The sequence below is a fragment of the Sinorhizobium sp. M4_45 genome, from assembly GCF_002885915.1.
GTDB classification, from domain to species: domain Bacteria; phylum Pseudomonadota; class Alphaproteobacteria; order Rhizobiales; family Rhizobiaceae; genus Sinorhizobium; species Sinorhizobium meliloti_A.
Genome location: NZ_NWVE01000007.1, coordinates 1 through 21,055, shown reverse-complemented (window position 1 = coordinate 21,055; position 21,055 = coordinate 1). Strand labels below are relative to the sequence as shown.

Below are 21,055 nucleotides of genomic sequence, written 5' to 3'. Positions count from 1 at the left end.
TCCTGACAGGGCTCCGAGAATCGCACTCCCTCTTTCCGGAATCACCTAAGCGCGATAGATCAGTGGGATTCGGGTGGGGTGCTGGCCGCGTCCGCCGAAGTATACACGTTGATCTGCTGCATGTTTTTGTCCTTTGATCGGCTACGATCAAAGGACAAAAACATGCAGCAGGGCCGCGGAGGGGGGAATGAAGTTCAAGGCAACGCTGATCGGTTTCACCGCGATCCTCATGTGGTCGCTGCTGGCGCTCTTTACTGCCGCATCCGGCAAGATGCCGCCGTTCCAACTCTCCGCCGTCTGCTTTCTCATAGGCAGCCTGCCCGGCATCGCCGTCCTGGCGTCGAAGCCCGAGCGATTCGCACTTCTGAAGCAGCCGGCAAGGGTGTGGATCATCGGCATTGCCGGTCTCTTCGGCTACCACTTTCTTTATTTCACGGCGCTTCGCAATGCGCCGGCCGTGGAGGCGGGGCTCATCGCCTATCTCTGGCCGCTCTTCATCGTTGTCGGCTCGGCGCTGCTGCCGGGCGAGAAGCTTCGCTGGCATCATGTTGCAGGCGCCCTTGCGGGGCTCGTCGGAACGATCCTGATCGTTGCGCGCAACGGCATCGCCTTCGATGACGCCTATGCACTCGGTTACGGCGCAGCATTCCTCTGCGCCTTTACCTGGTCCGGCTATTCGCTGATCACGCGCCGCTTCGACGCGGTATCCACCGATGTCGTGACCGGTTTCTGCCTTGCGACGTCCGCCCTGTCCTTCCTCTGCCATCTCGGACTCGAAACGACGGTCTGGCCTGAAACCACCTTCGAGTGGCTCGCCGTGGCGGGGCTCGGCCTGTTGCCGGTCGGTGCCGCATTCTATGCCTGGGACTACGGCGTGAAGAACGGCGACATCCAATTCCTGGGCGTCGCAAGCTATGCGGCGCCGGTGCTTTCGACCCTGATCCTCATTCTGTTCGGCTTTGCCGAGCCGTCCTGGCGGATCGTGGCTGCCTGCCTGCTGGTGACGGGCGGCGCCGTGCTTGCGGCAAAGGACATGATCTTCCGAAAGGGCAGGGTCACGTTACCGGCGGAGTAGAACTCACTCCTCGGCCGGCCGCCAATCGGGGTGAGCCATCTCGAAGGCGGCGAAGTCGAAGCCGGGTGCGACGGTGCAACCGACGAGCGTCCACTCCCCAAGCGAAGTGGCGGATTGCCACCAGCCGGCGGGCACGACCTGTTGCGGCCTTTCCCCGCCGAGCAGGTCGGGACCGAGCCGGGTCTGCGAAGCGGGCCTGCCCGGCTCGGCGATGCTGAGCGCGAGCGGCGCGCCGGCGTAGTAGTGCCAGACCTCGGCGGCATCGTGGACCCGGTGCCAATGCGACCGGTCGCCCCGTTCGAGAAGGTAGTAGATGGCCGTCGAGTGGCCACGCGCGCCACCATTGGCATCGCGGAACGTCTCCCCGTACCAGCCGCCTTCCGGATGCCGGGCGAGACCCAGCGTTTCAATGATAGCCGCCGCCGTCATTTCCCGAGTCGCCATTTAGAAATTGTCCTTGCGCTTTCGTATTTCCGCGAAGACGGCGGCATCGCTCGCCTTTTCCATGCCGAGCAGCGCGCGGATCTTCGGATCGCCGGCGCGCAGGAACGGGTTTGTCCGCTTTTCGAGGCCCATCGTCGTCGGCGCGGTGAAGCCGCCATCTGAGCGGGTCTCCTCGATCTCGGCCGCACGCTCCTTCAAGGCCGTATTTTCCGGATCGACCGTGACGGCGAAATGGGCGTTGGCAAGGGTGTATTCATGGCCGAAATAGATGGCCGTGTCGTCGGGAAGCGCCATCAGCCGGCTCAGCGATTGCCACATCGTTTCGGCCGTTCCCTCGAAGAGACGGCCGCATCCGAGCGCGAAAAGCGTATCGGCGGCGAAAAGCAGCCTGTCCTCGGGCAAATGGTAGCAGACGTGGCCGGACGTGTGCCCCGGCGTTTCGATTACATCGACCGGATGGCCGGCGAAGTCGAAGCGTTCGCCATGTCCCACGGATCTGTCTATGCCGGGGATCTTCGACGCTTCGTTCTTCGGCCCGATGATGGTGAGGCCGAAGCGTTCCTTCAGGCTGGCATTCGCAGCCACATGGTCACCGTGGTGATGCGTGGTGAGGATATGCGTCAACTGCCATCCGCGCCGTTCGAGCGCGTCGAGGATCGGCCGCTCCTCCGGTGCATCGATCGATGCCGTAGCGCCGCTAATCCGGTCGTGGAGGAGCACACCGTAATTGTCGGTGCGGCAGAGGAAGAGATCGAGTTCGAGCGCGGCCATGTTTTGGTCCTCCGATCGGTGTGGGGCATCGGAAAGCGGCGAGTCCCGCTCGGTTCGAATGTAGCGAGGCTCGCCTTGAAGTCTACCGCTTGGAGTCTAACATGTTGCCCATGCACACTGATATCGTCGATCTCCGCCAATTCTATCACTCCGAGCTCGGCCGCATGGCGGAACAGTCGGTGAGCTCAGCCCTTGCTTCCATCTGGGCACGCCTGCCCGAGGAAAGGCTCCTTGGGCTCGGCTATGCGGTGCCCTATCTCGAGCGCTTCCGTGCCGATACGGAGCGGACATTCGCCTTCATGCCGGCCGGGCAGGGTGCGGTGAACTGGCCGGTCGCAGACCTGTCCTCGACGGCACTGGTCTTCGACGAGGAATTGCCGCTGCCGGATGCCTCGATCGATCGCGTATTGATGGTCCATTCCCTGGAATTTGCCGAAAGCCCGCGCGAAACGATGAAGGAGATCTGGCGCGTGCTGGCGCCCGGCGGACGTCTGATCATCGTGGTACCGAATCGCCGCGGCGTCTGGGCACAGATGGAGCACACGCCTTTCGGCTCGGGGCGGCCCTATTCCCGCGGGCAGCTGACGGCGCTCTTGCGCGAGACCAACTTCACGCCCGGCGCCACGACGGAGGCGCTCTTCTTTCCGCCCTCGAAGCGCAAGCTTGCCCTTCGGCTGCGCCACGGTCTGGAACGGTTCGGGCGATCGCTCTGGCCGGTCTTTTCGGGGGTGATCATCGTCGAGGCGCAGAAGCGGCTTTATCAGGGCCTGCCGGTGGCCGCACGCGCCTCGCGCCGCGTCTTCGTCCCGGTGCTGGCTCCGCGGGGCGTGCCCAGCACGCGCAGTCGGGCAACGAAAGCGCCGTAGGTCGCAGTCTGCTGCCCGTCACCCCTTTGCCTCCTGCCGCACCGGCCGTCACGTCGCACTCGACAAATATCACCGTCCCCGGTATTGGCTGGACCGCATTCTTCCCGTGAAAGCTGGTCCGATGAATCTTGCCCTGAAAAGCCCTGCGCCGCGTTCCGGCATCCTGGACATCGCCGCCTATGTGCCTGGCAAGGAACATGCGCCCGGCGCCGCAAAGGTTCACAAGCTGTCGTCGAACGAAACGCCGCTCGGCGCGAGCCCTCGCGCGATCGAAGCTTTCCAGAAGGCGGCTTTCAATCTCGAACGCTACCCGGACGGTCAGGCGAATGCGCTCAAGGAAGCGATCGCGGCGGTTCACGGGCTCAACCCCGCGAACATCCTTTGCGGCAACGGGTCGGACGAACTGCTCGGTCTTCTCTGCCATACCTATCTCGGCCCCGGCGACGAGGGGATCGTCACCGAACACGGTTTTCTCGTCTACAGGATCCAGATCACCGCGTCGGGCGGGATACCCGTCACGGTCAAGGAGAGGGAGGAGCGCGTCGATGTCGATGCGATACTCGCGGCCGTGACCGAGCGGACGAAGATCGTCTTCATCGCCAATCCGGCAAATCCGACCGGCACCTATATCCCCGTCGAGGAGGTCCGGCGTCTGCATGCGGGCCTGCCCGCCGGCGTCCTGCTGGTGCTCGATGCGGCCTATGCGGAATATGTACGGCGCAACGACTACGAGGCGGGACTGGAGCTCGTTTCGTCCAACCGCAACGTGGTGATGACCCGAACCTTTTCGAAGATCTACGGCCTTGCCGGTCTGCGCATCGGCTGGATGTACGCGCCGCGCGGCGTGGTGGAGGCATTGGACCGCGTCCGCGGTCCCTTCAATCTCAACGCGCCCGCGATCGCCGCCGGTGCCGCGGCGATCCGCGATCAGGCCTTCGTTGCCGCGGCGGCTGACCACAATCACACCTGCCTGGCAAAGGTCGGTCAGGCACTGACGGATATCGGCCTGCGCGTCACCCCCTCGGTCACCAATTTCGTGCTGATTCACTTCCCTGAGGAAGCGGGCATGTCGGCCAGCGACGCGGATGCCTATCTGACGAGCCGCGGCTTCATCCTGCGCGCCGTCGGCGCCTACGGTTTCCCCAATGCGCTGAGAATGACGATCGGCTCGGAAGAAGCGAATGAGGGCGTGGTCGCGGCACTGACTGAATTCATGGGACGGAAATGATGGCTCAGCAGTTCGAAACCATCGCCCTCATCGGCATCGGCCTGATCGGATCGTCCATCGCCCGGGACATTCGCGAGAAGCAGCTCGCCGGTACGATCGTGGTCACGACGCGCAGCGAAGCGACGCTGAAGCGCGCCGGCGAGCTGGGCCTCGGCGACCGCTACACGCTTTCGGCGGCCGAGGCTGTCGAGGGCGCGGATCTCGTCATCGTGTCGGTGCCTGTGGGGGCATCCGGCGCAGTCGCCGCCGAGATCGCAGCCCATCTGAAACCCGGTGCGATCGTCACCGATGTCGGTTCGACCAAAGGATCGGTCATCGCGCAGATGGCGCCGCACCTGTCCAAGGACGTCCATTTCGTGCCCGGTCACCCGATTGCGGGTACCGAGCATTCCGGCCCGGATGCCGGCTTTGCGGGCCTCTTCCGCGGGCGCTGGTGCATTCTGACGCCGCCGGCCGGCACGGACGAAGACGCGGTCGCCAGGCTCAGGCTGTTCTGGGAAACGCTCGGATCGATGGTCGACGAGATGGATCCGGAACATCATGACAAGGTGCTGGCGATCGTTTCGCATCTCCCGCATATCATCGCCTACAACATTGTCGGCACCGCGGACGATCTGGAAACGGTGACCGAGTCCGAAGTGATCAAATACTCGGCCTCGGGGTTCCGTGACTTCACCCGCCTTGCCGCTTCGGACCCGACTATGTGGCGCGACGTCTGCCTGCACAACAAGGACGCGATCCTGGAAATGCTCGCCCGCTTCTCCGAGGATCTCGCCTCTCTGCAACGCGCGATCCGCTGGGGCGACGGCGACAAGCTCTTCGATCTCTTCACCCGCACGCGGGCGATACGCCGATCGATCGTTCAGGCCGGTCAGGACACCGCCATGCCCGATTTCGGCCGGCACGCGATGGATCAGAAGTAGGCTGCGGGGGAAGTCGGCTGCGAAGACCGTCGCTCACAGAGCCGGCAGCATACCGATCGGAACGAAGGCGAGAAAGGCGGTCCCGTCACGGACGTTCAGTTTGACCGTCGCTTCGTTCTTGCCGCCGGCAAGCGCCTTCAACATGTTGGCGACGTTGTCGATCAGGTCGGTTTCGTCCGGAGCGATCTTCACGAAGTTTTCCCGCCAGGCGTCGATATTCGCAAGCGTGAGAGAGAATTCCCCCGAAATCAGCCCCTGATCATTCACCGAAAAGGGCCCGGTGAGTTTTGCGCTCATTCCGGAGCCGGCATCGAGTGTTAATTGCCGCAACTCGCCTCTGGTGCCGCGGAGCATATGGGGCGGCAAAGCGCCCGCCTGAAGCCATTCTGCCTTGTCCATAACGGTCAGGGCGATTGCGACATCGGCCGGTGCGGCAAGACTGGGTCCCTGGTCCGGACGCAGGTCGAGCTTTTCGATGCTGAGTGCCGCGTCCAGGTTACCGTCGTTCTGGCGCAGATGGAGCTCGCCATGGCTGGCGCCGAAGCCGAGGCCTTCGCCCGTCAGGGGAGAGCGCGCGGTGCCGGTCAGATTGTCGTAGGCCACCGAGGTCCGGTCGATGCCGGAGAGGGTCGCCGCGACACTCGCTCGGAGCAGCGTCCAGTCGGCGGAAACGGTGACGCCGGGAGAAACACGGATTTCGGCGGGGCCGTCGAGCTCGAGGACCGCACGCCCGGGTTGATAGACCTGCGCCGCCGTTCGCAGGGCGCCGAAGGACGCGGAGGCGCCGCGGCGCGTATCGTCGAGGCGAACCTTGTCGCAGAACAAACCGAGGCGGAAGGGAAAGCCACGAACCTCCATCTCGGCGCATTCGCCGCTGAAGCCGATCGCCTGCCCCTTCGTCAGATAGGCGGTCAGCCGCCTTTGGATCTGGTCGGCGGCGAGAAACCAACCGGCGGAATAAAGGCCGATCACGAACACGATACCTGCTGCCAGCCACAAGAACTTCCTGCCGGTAGGCGATGGCTTGGCGACGGCGGTCACAGTCATGTTGTCGGGTACTCCACACTAGATCACGACGGTTTCAGGTCGGGTCGACCTGAACCTCATCTCGCTCTTGCCGCCGGGAGCCTCCTTTCGGGTGGCCGACTCCCATGCGGCGAACTAACCTTCATCCGCAATCGCGACACGGGCTATCGGCGCGACCAGATCGATTGCAAGAGAATTGCTGCACAATTTTGTCCTTCGACCGGTACGGTCCCAGGAATTATGCAATAAAAATTTCGGTACGCCGCAGGAGCGTCGAACACTGATTCGGTAGACTGATTCGGTGGCCGGCCGGCGGCATGATTGAATGGCAGCGGATATGGACGAATTTTGGGTCTTTGGCTACGGGTCGTTGATGTGGAATCCGGGCTTTCGCTTCGAGGAGAAGCTGACGGCGCGCGCTTTCGGCTACCGCCGATCCCTCTGCGTGCGCTCCTGGGTTCACCGCGGGACCGAACGGCACCCCGGCCTGGTGCTCGGGCTCGACTATGGCGGCTCCTGCATCGGGACGGCATTCCGCGTGGCGCCTGCGCAAAAGGCGGAGGTGATCGACTACCTGCGTGAACGCGAGCTGGTCACGCATGTCTACAAGGAAAGGATCATGCCGGTGCAACTTTCCAGCGGACACCGCGTGCCCGCGCTGACCTATGTGATCGACCGCTGCCATGTCCAGTATGCCGGTGCGCTGAGCGCGGAGGAGGCGGCCGCGACGGTCGCCGTCGCCGCCGGCAAGTCCGGGCCGAACAGCGAATACGTTCTCAATACGCTCGAACATCTTCGCGAAATGGGGATCCGCGACCATTGGCTGGAGGAAGTTGCCGCGAAGTTGACGGCCGGCGGAGCTGCGTCCGTCCGGGCCTGAAGGGAGGCTACCGTGCCCCGAGTTCGCTGAGCCGCTGTTCAGCGGTGGGCGGCAACGGCAGGTGCGGATTGGCCCGCACGGTTTCGATGAGGAGGTCGTCGCTCGCAGCCTCGGTAACTTCCACCAGCTTCGCCAGGAATGCGTCCGGATCCAGCCCGGCCTCGATCGGCGGGAGGACACGCACCTTGAAGTGGCCAGGGAAACGGAGGAACTTGCGCCGCGGCCAGAACAGCCCCGGATGCATCGCGACGGGAACCACCGGCACCTGGAGATCCCGATAGAGCCGGGCAATGCCGTATTTGTACTCCGGCGGTGCGCCTGGCGGGCGGCGCGTCCCCTCGGGATAGATGATCAACTGACGCCCGGTCGCCATCTCGTTTTTCGTGCGGTCCATGACCTCTGTCATCGCCTTGCCGCGCGCGGCGCGGTTCACCGGAACCATGCGCTGCTTGACGATGTACCAGCCGAACAGAGGTATCCAGGTGAGTTCCCGCTTGAGAATATAGAAGGGATCGTCGAGCCAGGGCAGAAGCGCATAGGCATCCCAGAAGGACTGATGCTTCGGCGCGAAGATGTAGGCGCCCTTCGGAATGTTCTCGAGGCCCTCGATCTCGAAGGTCGTACCGACGATCTTCGCGAGCAGCCAATGGTTGCTGCGCGCCCAGTTCTTGGGCACGAACCAGGCCGTCTTGCGCGGCACAAGGAAATAGAACGGCGTCAGCACGATCATCTGCACGATCAGGTTAACGTAGAAGACCAGATTGAAGAGGATCGAACGCAGGATGATCATCAGGCAGACTCTCGGGTGCGGGTGCGGGTGCGCCACGCTGCCTACACGAATATGCGGCGGAGGAAAACAGCCTCGCGACGGGAGCGCCTTTCTCCGGCGGCGCTATTGCCCGGCCGGCGCAACAGGCAAGGGCTCCGTCCTGAGGCCGTTCGTCCAGCGGGCGCCCATCACATCGCGCAGCGAGGCGACGGAGTATTTTCCGTATTCGAGCAGAATGGCCTTCAGCACCAGCGGATTGCGCAGCCAGTTGGTCGTCTTGAGATCCGAATTGACGACCGGGTAGGCAATGAATTCGGTTTCGGGCCTGGCGCGGCGCAGTTCGAGCAGGCTGCGCGGCATGTGGTAATTGTTCGTCACCACGAGGATCGTCCGATAACCTCGGTTGCGGATCCACTGCGAGGTTTCGGTGGCGTTGCCGATCGTATCGATCGCCGCACGACCGATATCGACGCAGCATTTGAACAGGTCGGCGGAACTCTGCGTATTGCGCCGGATCTGGCTTCGTGTCGTCGACGGATGAACACCGGAAATCAAGAGCCGCTTGCCGGCGCCGAGTTTCAGGAGATCGACAGCCTGGTCTATTCGCTGGAAGCCGCCGGTCAGCACGACGATCGCATCCGCTTTCGGAGTGGCAGGCGGCTGCAGCGAAGCGACGGTGTCGGCGAATTGCAGGAAGCCGGCGATGAATATGGTGAGAAAGGCGAGCAGCACGAAGAAGCCGCGGCGCAGCACTTTGCGCAACAGGCTGCGGGACTGGCGACGGCGCGCGGCCCTCTCCAGCCATTTGCCCCTTTCGGCCATCCCGCTCCCGCGTAGTTCTCCCGCCTTCATGATTCCCATCACATAGCCGCAGATTGCGGCAGGGAATAGATCGATTGCGGGCAATTCATGGTCTTCCGGCCGATTTCAACCCTGAAAGGTGTCGGTCCGGCCCGGATCGGATCGGATAAGGTCGATTTCGTAGATGGTCCGCATGACTGTAAGGCGCGCCGTCAAGGTCGTCAGCAGGGCAATCACGACGATAATGGCGAAGATGCCGAGATAGCCGGTGTAACCGATGGCGAAGGTACCGAACAGAGCGGTCGCCTGATCCGTTTCAGGGGTTGCAAGCGTCTGCGACTGCCAGAAGCTCGCCAGCGCAAAGGAGAACGCAGCGAGAAGGCCGCCGGCGCCGGCGCCCTTAAGACTGATTCGGAGAAAGTGCTTCTGGAATTCGGCGGCGACGAAACTCGCTTCCGCCCCGACGAAATGCAGGACCTCGACGATATGACGGTTGCCGGAAAGGGCGCCGCGGGTGGCGAAAACCACCGTCAGCACCATTGCGGAGAAGACCAGTACCAGGACGCCGGTGCCGATCATCGTGGTCGTGCTCGCCATCGCAACCAGGCGATCGACCCAGGTGCGGTGATCATCGAGAAAGGCCTGCGGGATCGTTTCGGTGAGCGCCTTTCGCATCGCGGCGAAATCGGGGGGATTGCTCTCGTCGATCGTGATGACGACGAGCCGCGGCACGGGCAGTTCGTTCAGGTCGAGTCCACCACCGAGCCACGGTTCCAGGAGGCGCGCGGTCGCAGCGCGGTCGATGATCGTGCCGCCTGTAGTGCCGTTGAAGGTCAGGGCCAGATCACGGGCGTCGGCGAGAGCCCTCTCCATGTCGAGGTTGTCGTCCGGCTTGATCTGGATGGTGATCTCGCGGGAGATCTGCGATTGCCAGCTCTGGGCGGTCGCGCGCACCATGCTGACGCCGCCGAGGGTCAGGCAGGCCAGAAAGGACATGATGGCGATGACGCACATGAGCGCGTGGCCGGAAACGTTGGCCGAAGGCACGATCGGCCCCGTCGGGCGCACGCGCATCTCGCTGCGACGCTGCTGTTGTTGCGGCGGAGGGGTAGGCTCGCGGCGGGCAACGCGGTTCTCATTCATAGATGTCGAGCCGTCCCTGTGACAGGATCATGCGCCGGGCCTCGACCTGATCCATCAAGGACAGGTCGTGCGTGGCGATCACCACCGCGGTCCCGAGCCGATTGAGTTCCATGAAGAGATTGAGCAATCGGCGCGCCATAGGCGGATCGACGTTGCCGGTCGGCTCGTCGGCAAGCAGGATCTCCGGCCGGTCGATCAGCGCCCGTGCGATGGCGGCGCGCTGCTTCTCGCCGCCGGAGAGCACGGGCGGCAGCACATTGATGCGCTCGCCGAGTCCGACCCATTTAAGGAGTTCGAGCACGTCGGAACGGTAGCTCGACTCCTCCTTGCCGCGGACCCGGAGCGGCAGGGCGACGTTTTCATAGGTCGTCAGGTGGTCGAGCAGGCGAAAGTCCTGGAAGACGATGCCGACCCGACGGCGCAGCATCGGAAACTCCTCACGGGGAATGGAGGAGATGTTGCGGTCGAACATGCGGATGAGGCCGCGCGTCGGCTTGAGCGACAGGAAGAGGAGGCGGAGCAGCGTCGTCTTGCCGGCGCCTGACGGACCGGTGAGGAATTGGAAGGAACGGCGCGGGATATCGAATGTCAGGTCCCGGAGGATCTCCGGTCCCATGCCATAGCGCAAGCCGACGTTTTCAAAATGAATCAATGGGACAGCCCAGTCTCTCGTCACGACCCTCGCCAAATCCGCCGAAGGCCGGATTATCGCAGCTCCACCCGTCTATCAGATGCGCGACGGGCGGTGAAGCACTTGAAGCACCGCATGTCTGCCTGCACCGGCTCCGAATTCAGGAACATGCAGTAGGACTGCGCTTCTGCCAAGGCAAAACCGTGCGTGACACCATGGTTAAGCAAGGGTTAACGTTCCATGAAAAGACGCCGCTTTCGCGGCCTCGTTTTCAAAAGATTAACCATTTCGGTTTACGTCTCGTCAGGATTCGAAGCAATGCCTTGCATCCATCGCGGATGGCATGTGCATCGAGCGAAGACGTACGGCGCTGCAGGCAAGACGTCCGGCGCCGCGTTCGGGGGAGCGCCCATGCAGGCATTTCGCGCAAAGACCGCGGGCATCGACCTCATTCCACCGGAGCGCGCCTCGCGTTCGAGCGCCGCTCAGCCGAGGCGCCTCGACTATATCGATGTCGAGTTCGAAACGGTTGCGCCGACCGCACGGCGCAGCCCGTATCCGGTGTTCAACGACAACCGCCGGGCCGGCGCCCGGCCGAAGGCCGGCGCGGCGACCGCTCCGGGAATGCGGAGTGCAGCACGGCGGATCCTGGTCGCGGCCGGGACCAGGATCGATGCGATGTCGCCCCGGCGCTTTGCCGGCCTGGCCGCCTTTCTCGGACTTACGGTTTTCCTGCTGATCGCCGGTTTCGGCGGCGACGGACGGGCCGACATGCACCCGCTGCCGATGGAGGGCGGAAAAGGCGGTGCTTCCGATCGCTGAATGTGCTAAGCGCGGCTGAAGAAGGGAAGGCCGGTGTTCTTCCTTGCGAATGGAGATACCCGTATGCCCGTCGTCCGCGGCAAGAATATCGAAGTCCTCTACAGCGCCGAAACCATTGCGGCGAGAAATCAGGAAATGGCCGGCGATATCGTTCGCGGGCCGCACAAGGATCTCCTGGTCATCTCGATCCTGAAGGGCTCCTTCATCTTCGCGGCCGATCTGATCCGCGCCATGCATGCGGCAGGCCTTGCTCCGGAGGTCGAGTTCATCACGCTTTCGAGCTACGGAACCGGGACCGAATCCAAGGGCGTCAAGATCACCAAGGATATCGACAGCGACGTGCGTGATCGCGACGTACTCCTCATCGACGACATTCTGGAGTCCGGCCGCACCCTTCGTTTCGCCAAGGACCTGCTCCTGGAGCGCGGCGCACGAAACGTCACGATCGCGGTATTGCTCGACAAGCGGGTGAAGCGCCGCGTCGATCTCGAAGCGGACTATGTCGGCTTCGAATGCCCGGATCATTTCGTGGTCGGCTACGGAATGGATGTGGCCTACGCGTTCCGCGAACTGCCGTTCGTCGGGGTTGTGACCGGCGACGCAACGTAACCGGGCGCGCCGTTTCTGTCGTGGCCCCATCACGGGGGATCGTTCCGGCGCGCTGAATGATTAAAATGCCTCCTATCGCGTTTACCGGAATCAAACGAAAAGCTGTTTGTTTGAAAGACGTATCGCGGTCGCATGAGGCGGCGGACGATACGCAGATCCAATGGAGCGTCAATGGCATCCAATCGCCGCGCCGCTCCCCGCAGAAATAATACGGGAGGCCATGATGGCGAAAATCCTGATCACCGAGGATGAAGACGGCCTGCGCTCGTTCGTGGCGCGCGCGTTGCGGCTCGACGGGCACGAAACGGTTGAAGCCGGGGACGGAGCCGATGGGCTTGCCTGCCTTCGCGATCAGCCGTTCGACCTCTTGCTATCCGATATCCGGATGCCGGTCATGGACGGCATCGAGCTTGCGCATCAGGCGTCCGCTGCCTTTCCGGCATTGAAAATCCTGTTGATGACCGGCTACGCCGAGCAACGCGAGCGTGCCGACGACCTCTCCGGCAAGGTCGTCGACGTCATCGAGAAGCCATTTTCACTGCCCGACATTCGCAAGGCCGTCGCGCTCGCGCTGGCCGCCTGACGCCGTTCGTAAACTTTTGATGCGGGACGCGGGAAGAGGGGCTTCGGAGAGGCCGCGCGACCCCACGTCCCGCAGACCCATTATCGCATGTCGAGCAGCCGCTCGAGATACTGCCGCTCCAGTTCCGGCGACAGGCTGTCACCCAACTTGCGACGGATCTCTTCGAGAATCTGGCGGGCGCGCTGCGTGTCGATTTCGTCGGGCACCTTGACCTGATCGCCGAAATCGGGACCGGCGTTCTGCTGTCGGCGGCCGAGGGGGTCACGTCCGTTCTGACCATATTGCGGAACGCCTTGTCCGGGACCTTGTCCCTGTCCCTGGGCTTGCATCTGGTTCATCATGTCCTGCGCTCCCTCGCGCAGGGCCTGCAGGGCCCGGCCCTGGCTGCCGACCGCCTGCTCGCCCTGGCCCTTCCCGAGAGCGCCGGCGGCACCTTCCATCTCGCGCTGCGCCTGACCGAAGCCCTTGCCGGGTTTGATGCCCAAATTCTCGAGACCCTTCTGCAGGTCGCCGAGTTGCTTGCCAAGCGATTCCTGCTGCTCTCTCAATTGCTTGAGAGCTTCCCTCAATTGCTCGGCGGTCATATCGTCCATGGGGTTGGGTTGGCCGTTGGGGTCACTCCGCTGCCCCGGATCCTGCGGCATGTCCTGTCCGAAGAGTTCCTCGTCCTCGCCTTCGAGCGGATCGCCGCGCTGCATCCGGTCGCGTAGTGCCTGGTCCAGTTTGAAAGTTTCGTCCATCAGCTGCTGCTGCCGCTGCATAAGCTCGCCGAGCTTGTCCATCTGCTGCCGCATGGCGTTGTTCTGCTCGCCCATCTGCTGCATGCGTCCGGCCTGGAGATTGTTCATCATTCTCTGCAGTTCGGAAAGCATCTGCCGCGCCTGATCGCGCGCGCCGGAGCGGGCCAGATTTTCGATCTGGTCCATCATCTTCTGCAGATCCTGCTGGCGCAGCACGTTGTTCATCTCAGGATTGGCGGCGACGGCGGGGTTCTTCGCGGCCTGCTCGGCGAGCGCCCGCATATATTCCTGCATCGCCTGGCGAAGCTCGTCCATCAGCCGGGCGATTTCCTCGTCCGAGGCGTTACGTTCGAGCGCGTCCGACAGCGCCTGCTGCGCGTCGCGCAGCCGCCGGTCAGCGAGCGACAGGTCACCGTCCTCGATGCCGAGCGCGATTTCCCACAGGTGGTCGGCGGCGTCGCGAAGCATGTCGTCGTTCCGGGCGAGCTGCATGCGCGTGCGTGCCGATTTCAGCAGCAGGAAGTGGGTGGCATTGGGAATCGTCTCCTCGGGATAAAGCGTCAGCGCATCGTTGAGATCGATCGCGCGCGGCAACTGGTTGGCGTCGAGCGCGAAGACCTGGCGCTGTTCTGCGACGGCAGCGGCGAGGGGTTCGAAGAATCGGCGGGCCGGCAGAACGATCTCCTGCGGCACGCTTCGTCCCTCCTGGCCGGCTGCATCACGAGCGACGAGCGTGATGCTCACGCGCTTTCCGGCAAGCGGATGCTCACTCAGATTGCGGCTCGTGGTACCCTTTGCTTCACGGGCATTGCGCCGCGGCAGATCGAGGCGATATTCGGGAGGGCCGTAGAGCGGATGGGCGTCCTTCGCGGGCTCCTCGATGGGCTTTATCTCGGCCCAGGCCTGCGCGATGCCGTAGTCGTCATGGGCGAGGTAGCTGATGTCGAGCGCTGCATTGACCGTTGGACGCGGTTCGCCGTCGAAAGCGATGTCGGGCACGCTGTCGGGCGTGATCTTGAAGCTCCAGCTCTGGCCGCCGACGGAGAGCGTTCCGTCCTTGGCGATCTTGTAAACATGATTGCGGACCGCATTGGGAGTTGCCTGGGGCGTTTCCGGTTTGGCTTTTTCCGGCCCGGATGTCGTCTCCGCCTTGGCGTCCGACTGAGGGATAACCAAGGGTTCGTCGCCCGCGGCTGCGTAGCTGACCGGTTCCTCGGCCCCGGCGCCGGTTATCCGGACCGTAAGATCGCTGAACTGAGGTATCGTGATCTGAGGCTTCTCCTGCGGATCCTGCTCCTTGTCCTCGGCCGGGGCCGTCGCGTCCTGTCGACCCGTAAGAAAGATCGGCGCGCGGCCGGTATAGGCGGGCGGTGTCACCCATGCATCGATACGGATGTCGGCCGTCGCTGCCTCTTGCTCGGGCAGGCGGAAGGCATCCGAAACCAGTCCGGCGCGATTCGAATAGGAATAGGCGAAGGCGACGCAGGCAAGGAGGACGGGGACCGCCCTCAGCGCCCACGGGTCATGCCGTGCGATATCGGGGCGCGGCAGACCCGTGTCGAGTTCCCTGACCATACGCGCCATACGCGCCTGATGTTCGCGCCAGAGTGCGGCGCCGAACGCGCCCTCCGTCGCGGGTGCATCTTCCTGAACGCGGATCGCCTGATGCGGCAGCCGGTTGCGCTCCTCCAGCATCCGGTCCGCCTCGGGCGTTTCGGGCCAGCGAATGCGGGTCAGCGGCAACAGGGAGATGAACAGCCCTATGACGAAAGCGAGAAGAAGGGCGACATGCAGCCAGAACGGCGCAGCCCGAAAGAGGCCGACCCAGCCGGCGGAGAGAAACAGAAGAACGAGCGAGGCGGGGACGAGCATGCGTGGCAGCAGCTCTTCGGCCAGAAGAACAAAACGGGCGAGGAATCGCTTCGCCGCCAGCATCCTGGCGAACGACTGCGGTTTTGGCGTTTCATCCTGCCGGAATTGCGTCATCCGCCGAAACTTCCTTTCGATCCTTCGACCGCAGGGGGTCAACGGTCAGGATAACATTGTTTGTGGCGAAGACGAGGGCGGCCCGTAAAACAATGCGTGATCGCCGCCGGCGACCCCAATCGTGAAAGCGTCGCTGGAGGTCAGTCGAGCCAGTCCGGCACCGAGTCGAGGCCGATCAGCTCGTCGTAGCCCCGGCGCGGGCGGATCACGTGGAAACGATCGCCGTTGACGAGCACCTCGGGCACCAGCAGGCGGCTGTTATAGGTTCCCGCCTGTACGGCACCGTAGGCGCCCGCCGAGCCGATCGCGAAAAGGTCGCCGGGCTTCGGCATCGCCATCTCCCGGTCGAGCGCCAGATAGTCGCCGGTCTCGCAGACCGGCCCGACGACATCGGCCTTGATGCGCGGTGCGCTGGCCGCGGAAATCCTCACCGGGCGTAACTCGTGATAGGCCTCGTAGAGCGTCGGGCGGATGAGATCGTTCATCGCTCCATCGACGATGACAAAGGTCTTGTCGCCGCCGTCCTTCACATAGACCACTTCGGTCACGAGAATGCCGGCATTGCCGACGATCAGCCGGCCCGGTTCGGTGACGATCTTGCAGTCGAGGCCCTTGAGCTGGTTCTTGACGATATCGGCATAGGCATCCGGCAAGGGCGGCGGGTTGTTGTCTTCACGGTAGGGAATGCCGAGACCGCCGCCGATATCGACGTGCTCGATGACATGCCCGTCGGATCGCAGCGTATCGACCAGTTCGCGCAACAGCTTGAAGGCGTCGTCGAAAGGCTGCAGCTCGGTGATCTGGCTGCCGATATGCATGTCGATCCCGGTCACTTCGATGCCGGGAAGCTCGGCGGCGTGAGCATAGACGCTACGGGCCCGCTCCCAGGAAATGCCGAACTTGTTTTCCTTCTTCCCGGTCGAGATCTTCGCATGTGTGCGGGCATCGACGTCGGGATTGATGCGGAAGGAAACCGGCGCTCGTCTGCCGGCGCGTACGGCCCTCTGGTTCAGGACCTCCAATTCCGGCTCGGATTCGACATTGAAGCAATAGATGCCTGCCTCGAGAGCAAAATCCATCTCGCGCGCGGTCTTGCCGACGCCCGAGAACATGATCCGGCTTGCCGGAATGCCCGCTGCAAGGGCGCGGCGCAGTTCACCCTCGGACACCACGTCCACGCCTGCGCCGAGACGGCCGAGCGTTTTCAGCACGGCCTGGTTCGAATTGGCCTTCATCGCATAGCAGACCATGGCGTCCACATCGGCAAAGGCTTGCGAAAAGACCCTGTAATGGCGCTCCAGCGTGGCGGTGGAATAACAGTAGAACGGCGTGCCGACGGCGCGCGCGATCTCCGTCAGGGGCACGTCTTCGGCGTAAAGAATTCCGTCGCGGTATTGGAAATGATTCACGGTCTTTCCTCGGCTCAGAGGAGGGGGTCAAGCAGGAATGGGCGGTCGTCGACGGTTTGCTTCGGCGCGACAGTACCGGCGGGCGCTTTCGTATTGATCGGTGCGGTGGCCCCCGGCCGGTCGAGGTCGCCCTTACGCCCGCAGCCGGCGAGAACCAGCCCCGGGATTGCCAGAAGAAGCGCGATTCGGGCGGCCTTCCTGAATGTCATCGTCATTTCCCTTTGCCGAAGCTGAGAGCCGATTGATCTTGGGAGCGCGGGGGCGGCAGGAACATGTTCCTGCGCCGCTCCGGTGCGATGTCTTACCGATTTTTCAGCGCCTTGTGCACCCTGTTTCTGCGCAGGAGAGAGCAGCATTGGAGCCGACGCATTCTGCAACGGAAAACCGTTACACACTTTTCCTGAAGCGCTCTAGTTGCGCGCCCGCCACCAGGCGATCTGCTTGCGGACTTCGGAGGGCGCAGTGCCGCCGAAACTCGTGCGGCTTGCCACGGAGGCCTCGACCGTCAGGACGCCGTAGACCTTGTCCGTTATGGCGGAATTGATCGCCTGCAGCTCGGCGAGCGGGAGGTCGGCGAGGTCGCATCCTTTCTGTTCCGCAAGCGCGACGACGCGGCCGGTCACATGGTGGGCGTCGCGGAAGGGTAGGCCTGCCTCGCGCACCAGCCAGTCGGCGAGATCGGTGGCGGTCGAGTAGCCGGAGCCGGCTGCGGCCTTCATCCGGTCGGCGCGTATCGTCACGTCGCGGATCATGCCGGTCATGGCCGCGATTGCGAGTTCGAGGCTCTCGGCCGCATCGAAGACCTGTTCCTTGTCTTCCTGCATGTCCTTGGAATAGGCGAGGGGAAGACCCTTCATCACGGTCAGCAGCGCAACCAGCGAGCCGTTGACGCGCCCGGTCTTGGCGCGCACGAGCTCGGCCGCATCGGGATTCTTTTTCTGCGGCATGATCGACGAACCGGTCGAAAAGGCGTCCGACAGGCGGATGAAGCCGAATTGCGGCGTGGACCAGATGACGATTTCTTCCGCGAGCCGCGACAGGTGGGTCGCCGCGATCGCGGCGATCGACAGGAATTCGAGCGCGAAGTCGCGATCGGAGACAGTATCGATGGAATTGCGCGTCGGCTCGCGGAAGCCTAACGCCTTGGCGGTCATGTGCCGATCGATGGGGAAGCCGGTGCCGGCAAGCGCGGCTGCGCCGATCGGGCTTTCGTCCATGTGCTCGATCGCGTGGCGAACGCGCGCGCGGTCGCGGCCGAACATTTCCACATAGGCCATGCAGTGATGTCCGAAGGTGACCGGCTGCGCCGTTTGCAAATGGGTGAAGCCGGGCATCACCGTGTCGGCATGCTCTTCGGCGCGGTCGAGAAAGGCAGCGATGAGACCGGTCAGCGCCTTCTCGGTCTTCTGCAGCTCCTCTTTCACCCACAGGCGGAAATCGAGCGCCACCTGGTCGTTGCGCGAGCGCGCCGTATGGAGGCGCCCGGCGGCCGGGCCGATCAGCGCCGCCAGCCGCGCCTCGATGTTCATGTGGATGTCTTCCAGGCGGCGCGAGAATTCGAATGCGCCGCTGTCGATCTCTGACAGGATCGTGTCGAGGCCGTGAACGATCTTGTCTTTGTCTTCGGCGGAAATGATGCCTTGATGCGCCAGCATCGTCGCATGCGCTATTGAGCCGCGGATGTCCTGCGCATAGAGCTTCTTGTCGAAGCCGATCGAGGCATTTATCTCCTCCATGATCGCGTCCGGGCCCGAGGCGAAGCGACCGCCCCACATCTGGTTGGAGGATTTCGTCTCGGAACTGCCGTCAGCCATCAGGATGCCCGCCTTGGAGAATGAAATGCCAGACCAGAAGAAACGCCCTCCGGCCCTTAAATTGTTCGCGCTCGCCGCCCTTCTGGGCGTGATCGCCGGTGCGGCTGCGGTATACGTGAAGGAGACGGGGTCTGGCAATGGCGGCGTCGCGCCGACGGCGGATGCGAGCTGCCCGCTGGCCGGGCAAAAGGTGGCTTCGCTCACCCCGCTGATGCGCGGCCAGGTGGCGGCGATGACGCCGGCGGACAAGGCGCGCCCGATCGGCGACCTCGATTTCGCAGGTCCCGATGGCAAGCCGCTGACGCTTGCCGCCTTTGCCGGCAAGACAGTCCTCGTCAACCTCTGGGCCACCTGGTGCGTGCCTTGCCGGGAGGAGATGCCGGCGCTCAACGCCCTGCAACAGGCGCTCGGCGGCGACCGCTTCGAGGTGGTCGCAATCAACATCGACACCGGTGCCGACGACAAGCCGAAGGCGTTCCTCGACGAGGTCGGCGTTCATGCGCTCGGCTACTACCGCGATGCCTCGATGGGAGTTTTCAACACGCTCAAGAAGGAGGGGCTCGCCTTCGGCCTTCCCGCTACCTTGCTTCTCGACGAAAAGGGCTGCCTTCTGGGGTCGATGAACGGACCGGCCGTATGGGACAGCGATGACGCGAAGAACCTCATCGAAGCGGCGCTGGCTCCGCCTGCGGGAAGTTGAGGGGTCGCCGCAGGAGCCTTCCGCCTGATCTGAAAGGTCAGCGCGTCGGTACGGGCACCTCGCCCCGGTAGTCGTAGAAGCCGCGGCCGGACTTGCGGCCGAGCCAACCGGCCTCGACATATTTCACCAGCAGCGGGCAGGGGCGATACTTCGAATCCGCCAGGCCGTCATGCAGCACCTGCATGATCGACAGACAGGTGTCGAGGCCGATGAAATCGGCGAGCTGCAAGGGGCCCATCGGATGGTTGGCGCCGAGCTTCATGGCCGTGTCGATGGCATCGACGGTGCCGACGCCTTCATAGAGCGTGTAGATAGCCTCGTTGATCATCGGCAACAGGATGCGATTGACGATGAAGGCGGGAAAATCTTCGGCGACGGTGACGGTCTTGTCGAGATGCGCGACGAATTCCTTTGCCGCCTTGAAGGTCTCTTCCTCCGTGGCGATACCGCGTACGAGCTCCACCAGCTTCATGACCGGGACCGGATTCATGAAGTGGATGCCCATGAACCGTTCGGGACGATCGGTCGCGGAGGCGAGCCGGGTGATGGACAGGGACGATGTGTTGGTCGCCAGGATGGCATCCGGTCTCATGACCGGGCAGACCTGACCGTAGATCTTGCGCTTGACGGTTTCGTCTTCGGTGACCGCCTCGATGACGAGATCGGCCTGCGCAAGGTCGTTGATGTCGCCTGAGCCCTTGATCAGGGAAAGCGCCCGCTTTCGGTCCTCGTCGCTCATCTTGCCGGAGGAGACCTGCCGGGCAAGATTGCCGTTGATGGTGGCAAGCCCCGCCTCGATGCGGTCCGCGGCGATATCGTAGAGCTGAACCTTATATCCGGCGGCTGCCGAAACATGGGCAATGCCGCAGCCCATCTGTCCTGCGCCGATAATTCCCACCGTCTTGATCATTGAAGCGAACACCCATGTTCAACAGGTTGCGGCAATGACGCTGCCGCAAATGCAAAATTACCGGGCCGGCAGGGCCGGCCCGGTATGATTGTTAATGCCATGTCGGCGCTTTTTCCAGCTTTTTCGTGCCGGTGCCCGGTGCGTCAAAGCGCCTTTTCGAGTTCCGGCAGGACGTCGAAGAGATCGGCGACGAGGCCGTAGTCGGCGACCTGGAAGATCGGCGCTTCCTCGTCCTTGTTGATGGCGACGATCACCTTGCTGTCCTTCATGCCGGCGAGGTGCTGGATCGCACCGGAAATGCCGCAGGCGATGTAGAGGTCGGGGGCGACCACCTTGCCGGTCTGGCCGACCTGCCAGTCGTTCGGCGCATAGCCGGCATCGACGGCGGCGCGTGAGGCGCCGACGGCGGCGCCGAGCTTGTCGGCAACCGGGAGGATGACTTCCTTGAACTTCTCCGAGGAGCCGAGCGCCCGGCCGCCGGAGATGATGATCTTCGCCGAGGTCAGCTCCGGCCGGTCGGAGGACGACAGCGCATCGGAAACATGGGCGGAAAGGCCGGGATTTGCCGCGGCGGCAACCGTCTCGACAGGGGCCGAGCCGCCTTCTTGAGCAGCGGCAAAGGAGGCGGTGCGCACGGTGATCACCTTCTTCGGCTCGCTCGTCTGCACCGTCTGGATGGCGTTGCCGGCATAGATCGGCCGTTTGAAGGTATCGGGCGAGACGACCTCGATGATCTCCGAAACCTGGGCGACGTCGAGAAGGGCGGCGACCCGCGGCATGACGTTCTTGCCGACCGAGGTGGCGGCGGCAACGACGGTGTCGTAATTGCCGGCGAGCGAAACGATCAGCGCGGCCAGCGGCTCGGCGAGATTGTTGGCGAGCGAGGCGTCCTCGGCGACCAGCACCTTGGCGACGCCCGAAAGCT

General features: G+C 63.5%; 22 protein-coding genes. 9 read left to right on the top strand and 13 right to left on the bottom strand.

Annotated elements, in window-relative coordinates:
- Nucleotides 1-187: 187 nt before the first annotated feature.
- A complete protein-coding gene (yddG, locus tag CN933_RS19205; protein ID WP_018096905.1) occupies nt 188-1,075 on the top strand; it encodes an aromatic amino acid exporter YddG in 888 nt (295 codons plus the stop codon).
- Nucleotides 1,076-1,078: 3 nt separating this feature from the next.
- Here yddG and CN933_RS19200 read toward each other — a convergent pair whose 3' ends face one another.
- Nucleotides 1,079-1,519 (bottom strand): cupin domain-containing protein, encoded by a 441-nt coding sequence (locus CN933_RS19200; protein ID WP_018096906.1) that lies wholly within the window; start codon nt 1,517-1,519, stop codon nt 1,079-1,081.
- A complete protein-coding gene (gene gloB, locus CN933_RS19195) occupies nt 1,520-2,290 on the bottom strand; it encodes a hydroxyacylglutathione hydrolase (RefSeq protein ID WP_018096907.1) in 771 nt (256 codons plus the stop codon). It abuts the gene before it with no gap.
- Nucleotides 2,291-2,391: 101 nt separating this feature from the next.
- Here gloB and CN933_RS19190 point away from each other — a divergent pair, with 101 nt between their 5' ends.
- From CN933_RS19190 to CN933_RS19180, 3 genes are all read left to right on the top strand, one after another.
- The gene (locus tag CN933_RS19190; protein WP_010970111.1) at nt 2,392-3,156 is read left to right on the top strand and encodes a class I SAM-dependent methyltransferase; all 765 of its coding nucleotides are present in this window, start codon (nt 2,392-2,394) and stop codon (nt 3,154-3,156) included.
- 121 nt (nt 3,157-3,277) lie between these two features.
- On the top strand, nt 3,278-4,384 hold the full coding sequence (gene hisC, locus CN933_RS19185) for a histidinol-phosphate transaminase (protein ID WP_018096908.1): 1,107 nt from the start codon (nt 3,278-3,280) through the stop codon (nt 4,382-4,384).
- Complete coding sequence (locus CN933_RS19180) at nt 4,381-5,307, top strand: prephenate/arogenate dehydrogenase family protein (protein ID WP_018096909.1); 927 nt, start codon at nt 4,381-4,383, stop codon at nt 5,305-5,307. The genes hisC and CN933_RS19180 overlap by 4 nt, the downstream gene beginning before the upstream one ends.
- Nucleotides 5,308-5,340: 33 nt before the next feature.
- Here CN933_RS19180 and CN933_RS19175 read toward each other — a convergent pair whose 3' ends face one another.
- Nucleotides 5,341-6,354: a DUF2125 domain-containing protein gene (locus tag CN933_RS19175; RefSeq protein ID WP_018096910.1), complete on the bottom strand. Its 1,014-nt coding sequence runs from the start codon at nt 6,352-6,354 to the stop codon at nt 5,341-5,343.
- A 304-nt stretch (nt 6,355-6,658) separates the two neighbouring features.
- On the opposite strand from CN933_RS19175, the gene CN933_RS19170 reads away from it, so the two are divergent.
- A complete protein-coding gene (locus CN933_RS19170; protein WP_018096911.1) occupies nt 6,659-7,213 on the top strand; it encodes a gamma-glutamylcyclotransferase in 555 nt (184 codons plus the stop codon).
- A gap of 7 nt (nt 7,214-7,220) precedes the next feature.
- On the opposite strand, the gene CN933_RS19165 is transcribed toward CN933_RS19170, so the two are convergent.
- The 4 genes from CN933_RS19165 to ftsE form a co-directional block, all read right to left on the bottom strand.
- The gene (locus CN933_RS19165) at nt 7,221-8,003 is read right to left on the bottom strand and encodes a lysophospholipid acyltransferase family protein (protein ID WP_018096912.1); all 783 of its coding nucleotides are present in this window, start codon (nt 8,001-8,003) and stop codon (nt 7,221-7,223) included.
- Between the two features lie 102 nt (nt 8,004-8,105).
- Nucleotides 8,106-8,804, bottom strand: coding sequence for a YdcF family protein (locus CN933_RS19160; protein ID WP_018096913.1), 699 nt, complete (start codon nt 8,802-8,804; stop codon nt 8,106-8,108).
- A gap of 105 nt (nt 8,805-8,909) precedes the next feature.
- Nucleotides 8,910-9,926 (bottom strand): cell division protein FtsX, encoded by a 1,017-nt coding sequence (locus tag CN933_RS19155; RefSeq protein ID WP_102762206.1) that lies wholly within the window; start codon nt 9,924-9,926, stop codon nt 8,910-8,912.
- Entirely contained in the window at nt 9,919-10,542 is a 624-nt protein-coding gene (gene ftsE / locus CN933_RS19150; RefSeq protein ID WP_234704940.1) for a cell division ATP-binding protein FtsE, read from the bottom strand. The genes CN933_RS19155 and ftsE overlap by 8 nt, the downstream gene beginning before the upstream one ends.
- A gap of 426 nt (nt 10,543-10,968) precedes the next feature.
- Here ftsE and CN933_RS19145 point away from each other — a divergent pair, with 426 nt between their 5' ends.
- The 3 genes from CN933_RS19145 (at nt 10,969) to CN933_RS19135 (ending at nt 12,571) form a co-directional block, all read left to right on the top strand.
- Nucleotides 10,969-11,379 (top strand): hypothetical protein, encoded by a 411-nt coding sequence (locus tag CN933_RS19145; protein ID WP_018096916.1) that lies wholly within the window; start codon nt 10,969-10,971, stop codon nt 11,377-11,379.
- A 63-nt stretch (nt 11,380-11,442) separates the two neighbouring features.
- Entirely contained in the window at nt 11,443-11,988 is a 546-nt protein-coding gene (hpt, locus tag CN933_RS19140) for a hypoxanthine phosphoribosyltransferase (protein WP_018096917.1), read from the top strand.
- Nucleotides 11,989-12,211: 223 nt separating this feature from the next.
- Complete coding sequence (locus tag CN933_RS19135; protein ID WP_026168803.1) at nt 12,212-12,571, top strand: response regulator; 360 nt, start codon at nt 12,212-12,214, stop codon at nt 12,569-12,571.
- An 80-nt stretch (nt 12,572-12,651) separates the two neighbouring features.
- Here CN933_RS19135 and CN933_RS19130 read toward each other — a convergent pair whose 3' ends face one another.
- The 4 genes from CN933_RS19130 to argH all read right to left on the bottom strand — a co-directional run bounded on the left by CN933_RS19130 (nt 12,652) and on the right by argH (nt 18,520).
- Nucleotides 12,652-15,297 carry a TIGR02302 family protein gene (locus CN933_RS19130; protein WP_018096919.1) on the bottom strand — a complete coding sequence of 882 codons (2,646 nt, stop codon included), beginning with the start codon at nt 15,295-15,297 and terminating at the stop codon, nt 12,652-12,654.
- 140 nt (nt 15,298-15,437) lie between these two features.
- Complete coding sequence (lysA, locus tag CN933_RS19125) at nt 15,438-16,706, bottom strand: diaminopimelate decarboxylase (RefSeq protein ID WP_018096920.1); 1,269 nt, start codon at nt 16,704-16,706, stop codon at nt 15,438-15,440.
- A gap of 14 nt (nt 16,707-16,720) precedes the next feature.
- Nucleotides 16,721-16,921, bottom strand: a complete 201-nt coding sequence (lptM, locus tag CN933_RS19120; protein WP_018096921.1) for an LPS translocon maturation chaperone LptM — start codon at nt 16,919-16,921, stop codon at nt 16,721-16,723.
- 195 nt (nt 16,922-17,116) lie between these two features.
- A complete protein-coding gene (gene argH / locus CN933_RS19115; protein ID WP_018096922.1) occupies nt 17,117-18,520 on the bottom strand; it encodes an argininosuccinate lyase in 1,404 nt (467 codons plus the stop codon).
- A 25-nt stretch (nt 18,521-18,545) separates the two neighbouring features.
- Here argH and tlpA point away from each other — a divergent pair, with 25 nt between their 5' ends.
- Nucleotides 18,546-19,220: a thiol:disulfide interchange protein TlpA gene (gene tlpA / locus CN933_RS19110; protein WP_018096923.1), complete on the top strand. Its 675-nt coding sequence runs from the start codon at nt 18,546-18,548 to the stop codon at nt 19,218-19,220.
- Nucleotides 19,221-19,257: 37 nt separating this feature from the next.
- Here the strand turns inward: tlpA and CN933_RS19105 are convergent, their stop codons facing one another.
- Both CN933_RS19105 and CN933_RS19100 read right to left on the bottom strand, forming a co-directional pair.
- The gene (locus CN933_RS19105; protein WP_010970098.1) at nt 19,258-20,130 is read right to left on the bottom strand and encodes a 3-hydroxybutyryl-CoA dehydrogenase; all 873 of its coding nucleotides are present in this window, start codon (nt 20,128-20,130) and stop codon (nt 19,258-19,260) included.
- A 143-nt stretch (nt 20,131-20,273) separates the two neighbouring features.
- A partial coding sequence (locus CN933_RS19100; RefSeq protein WP_102762205.1) for an electron transfer flavoprotein subunit alpha/FixB family protein occupies nt 20,274-21,055 on the bottom strand: 782 nt, incomplete at its 5' end.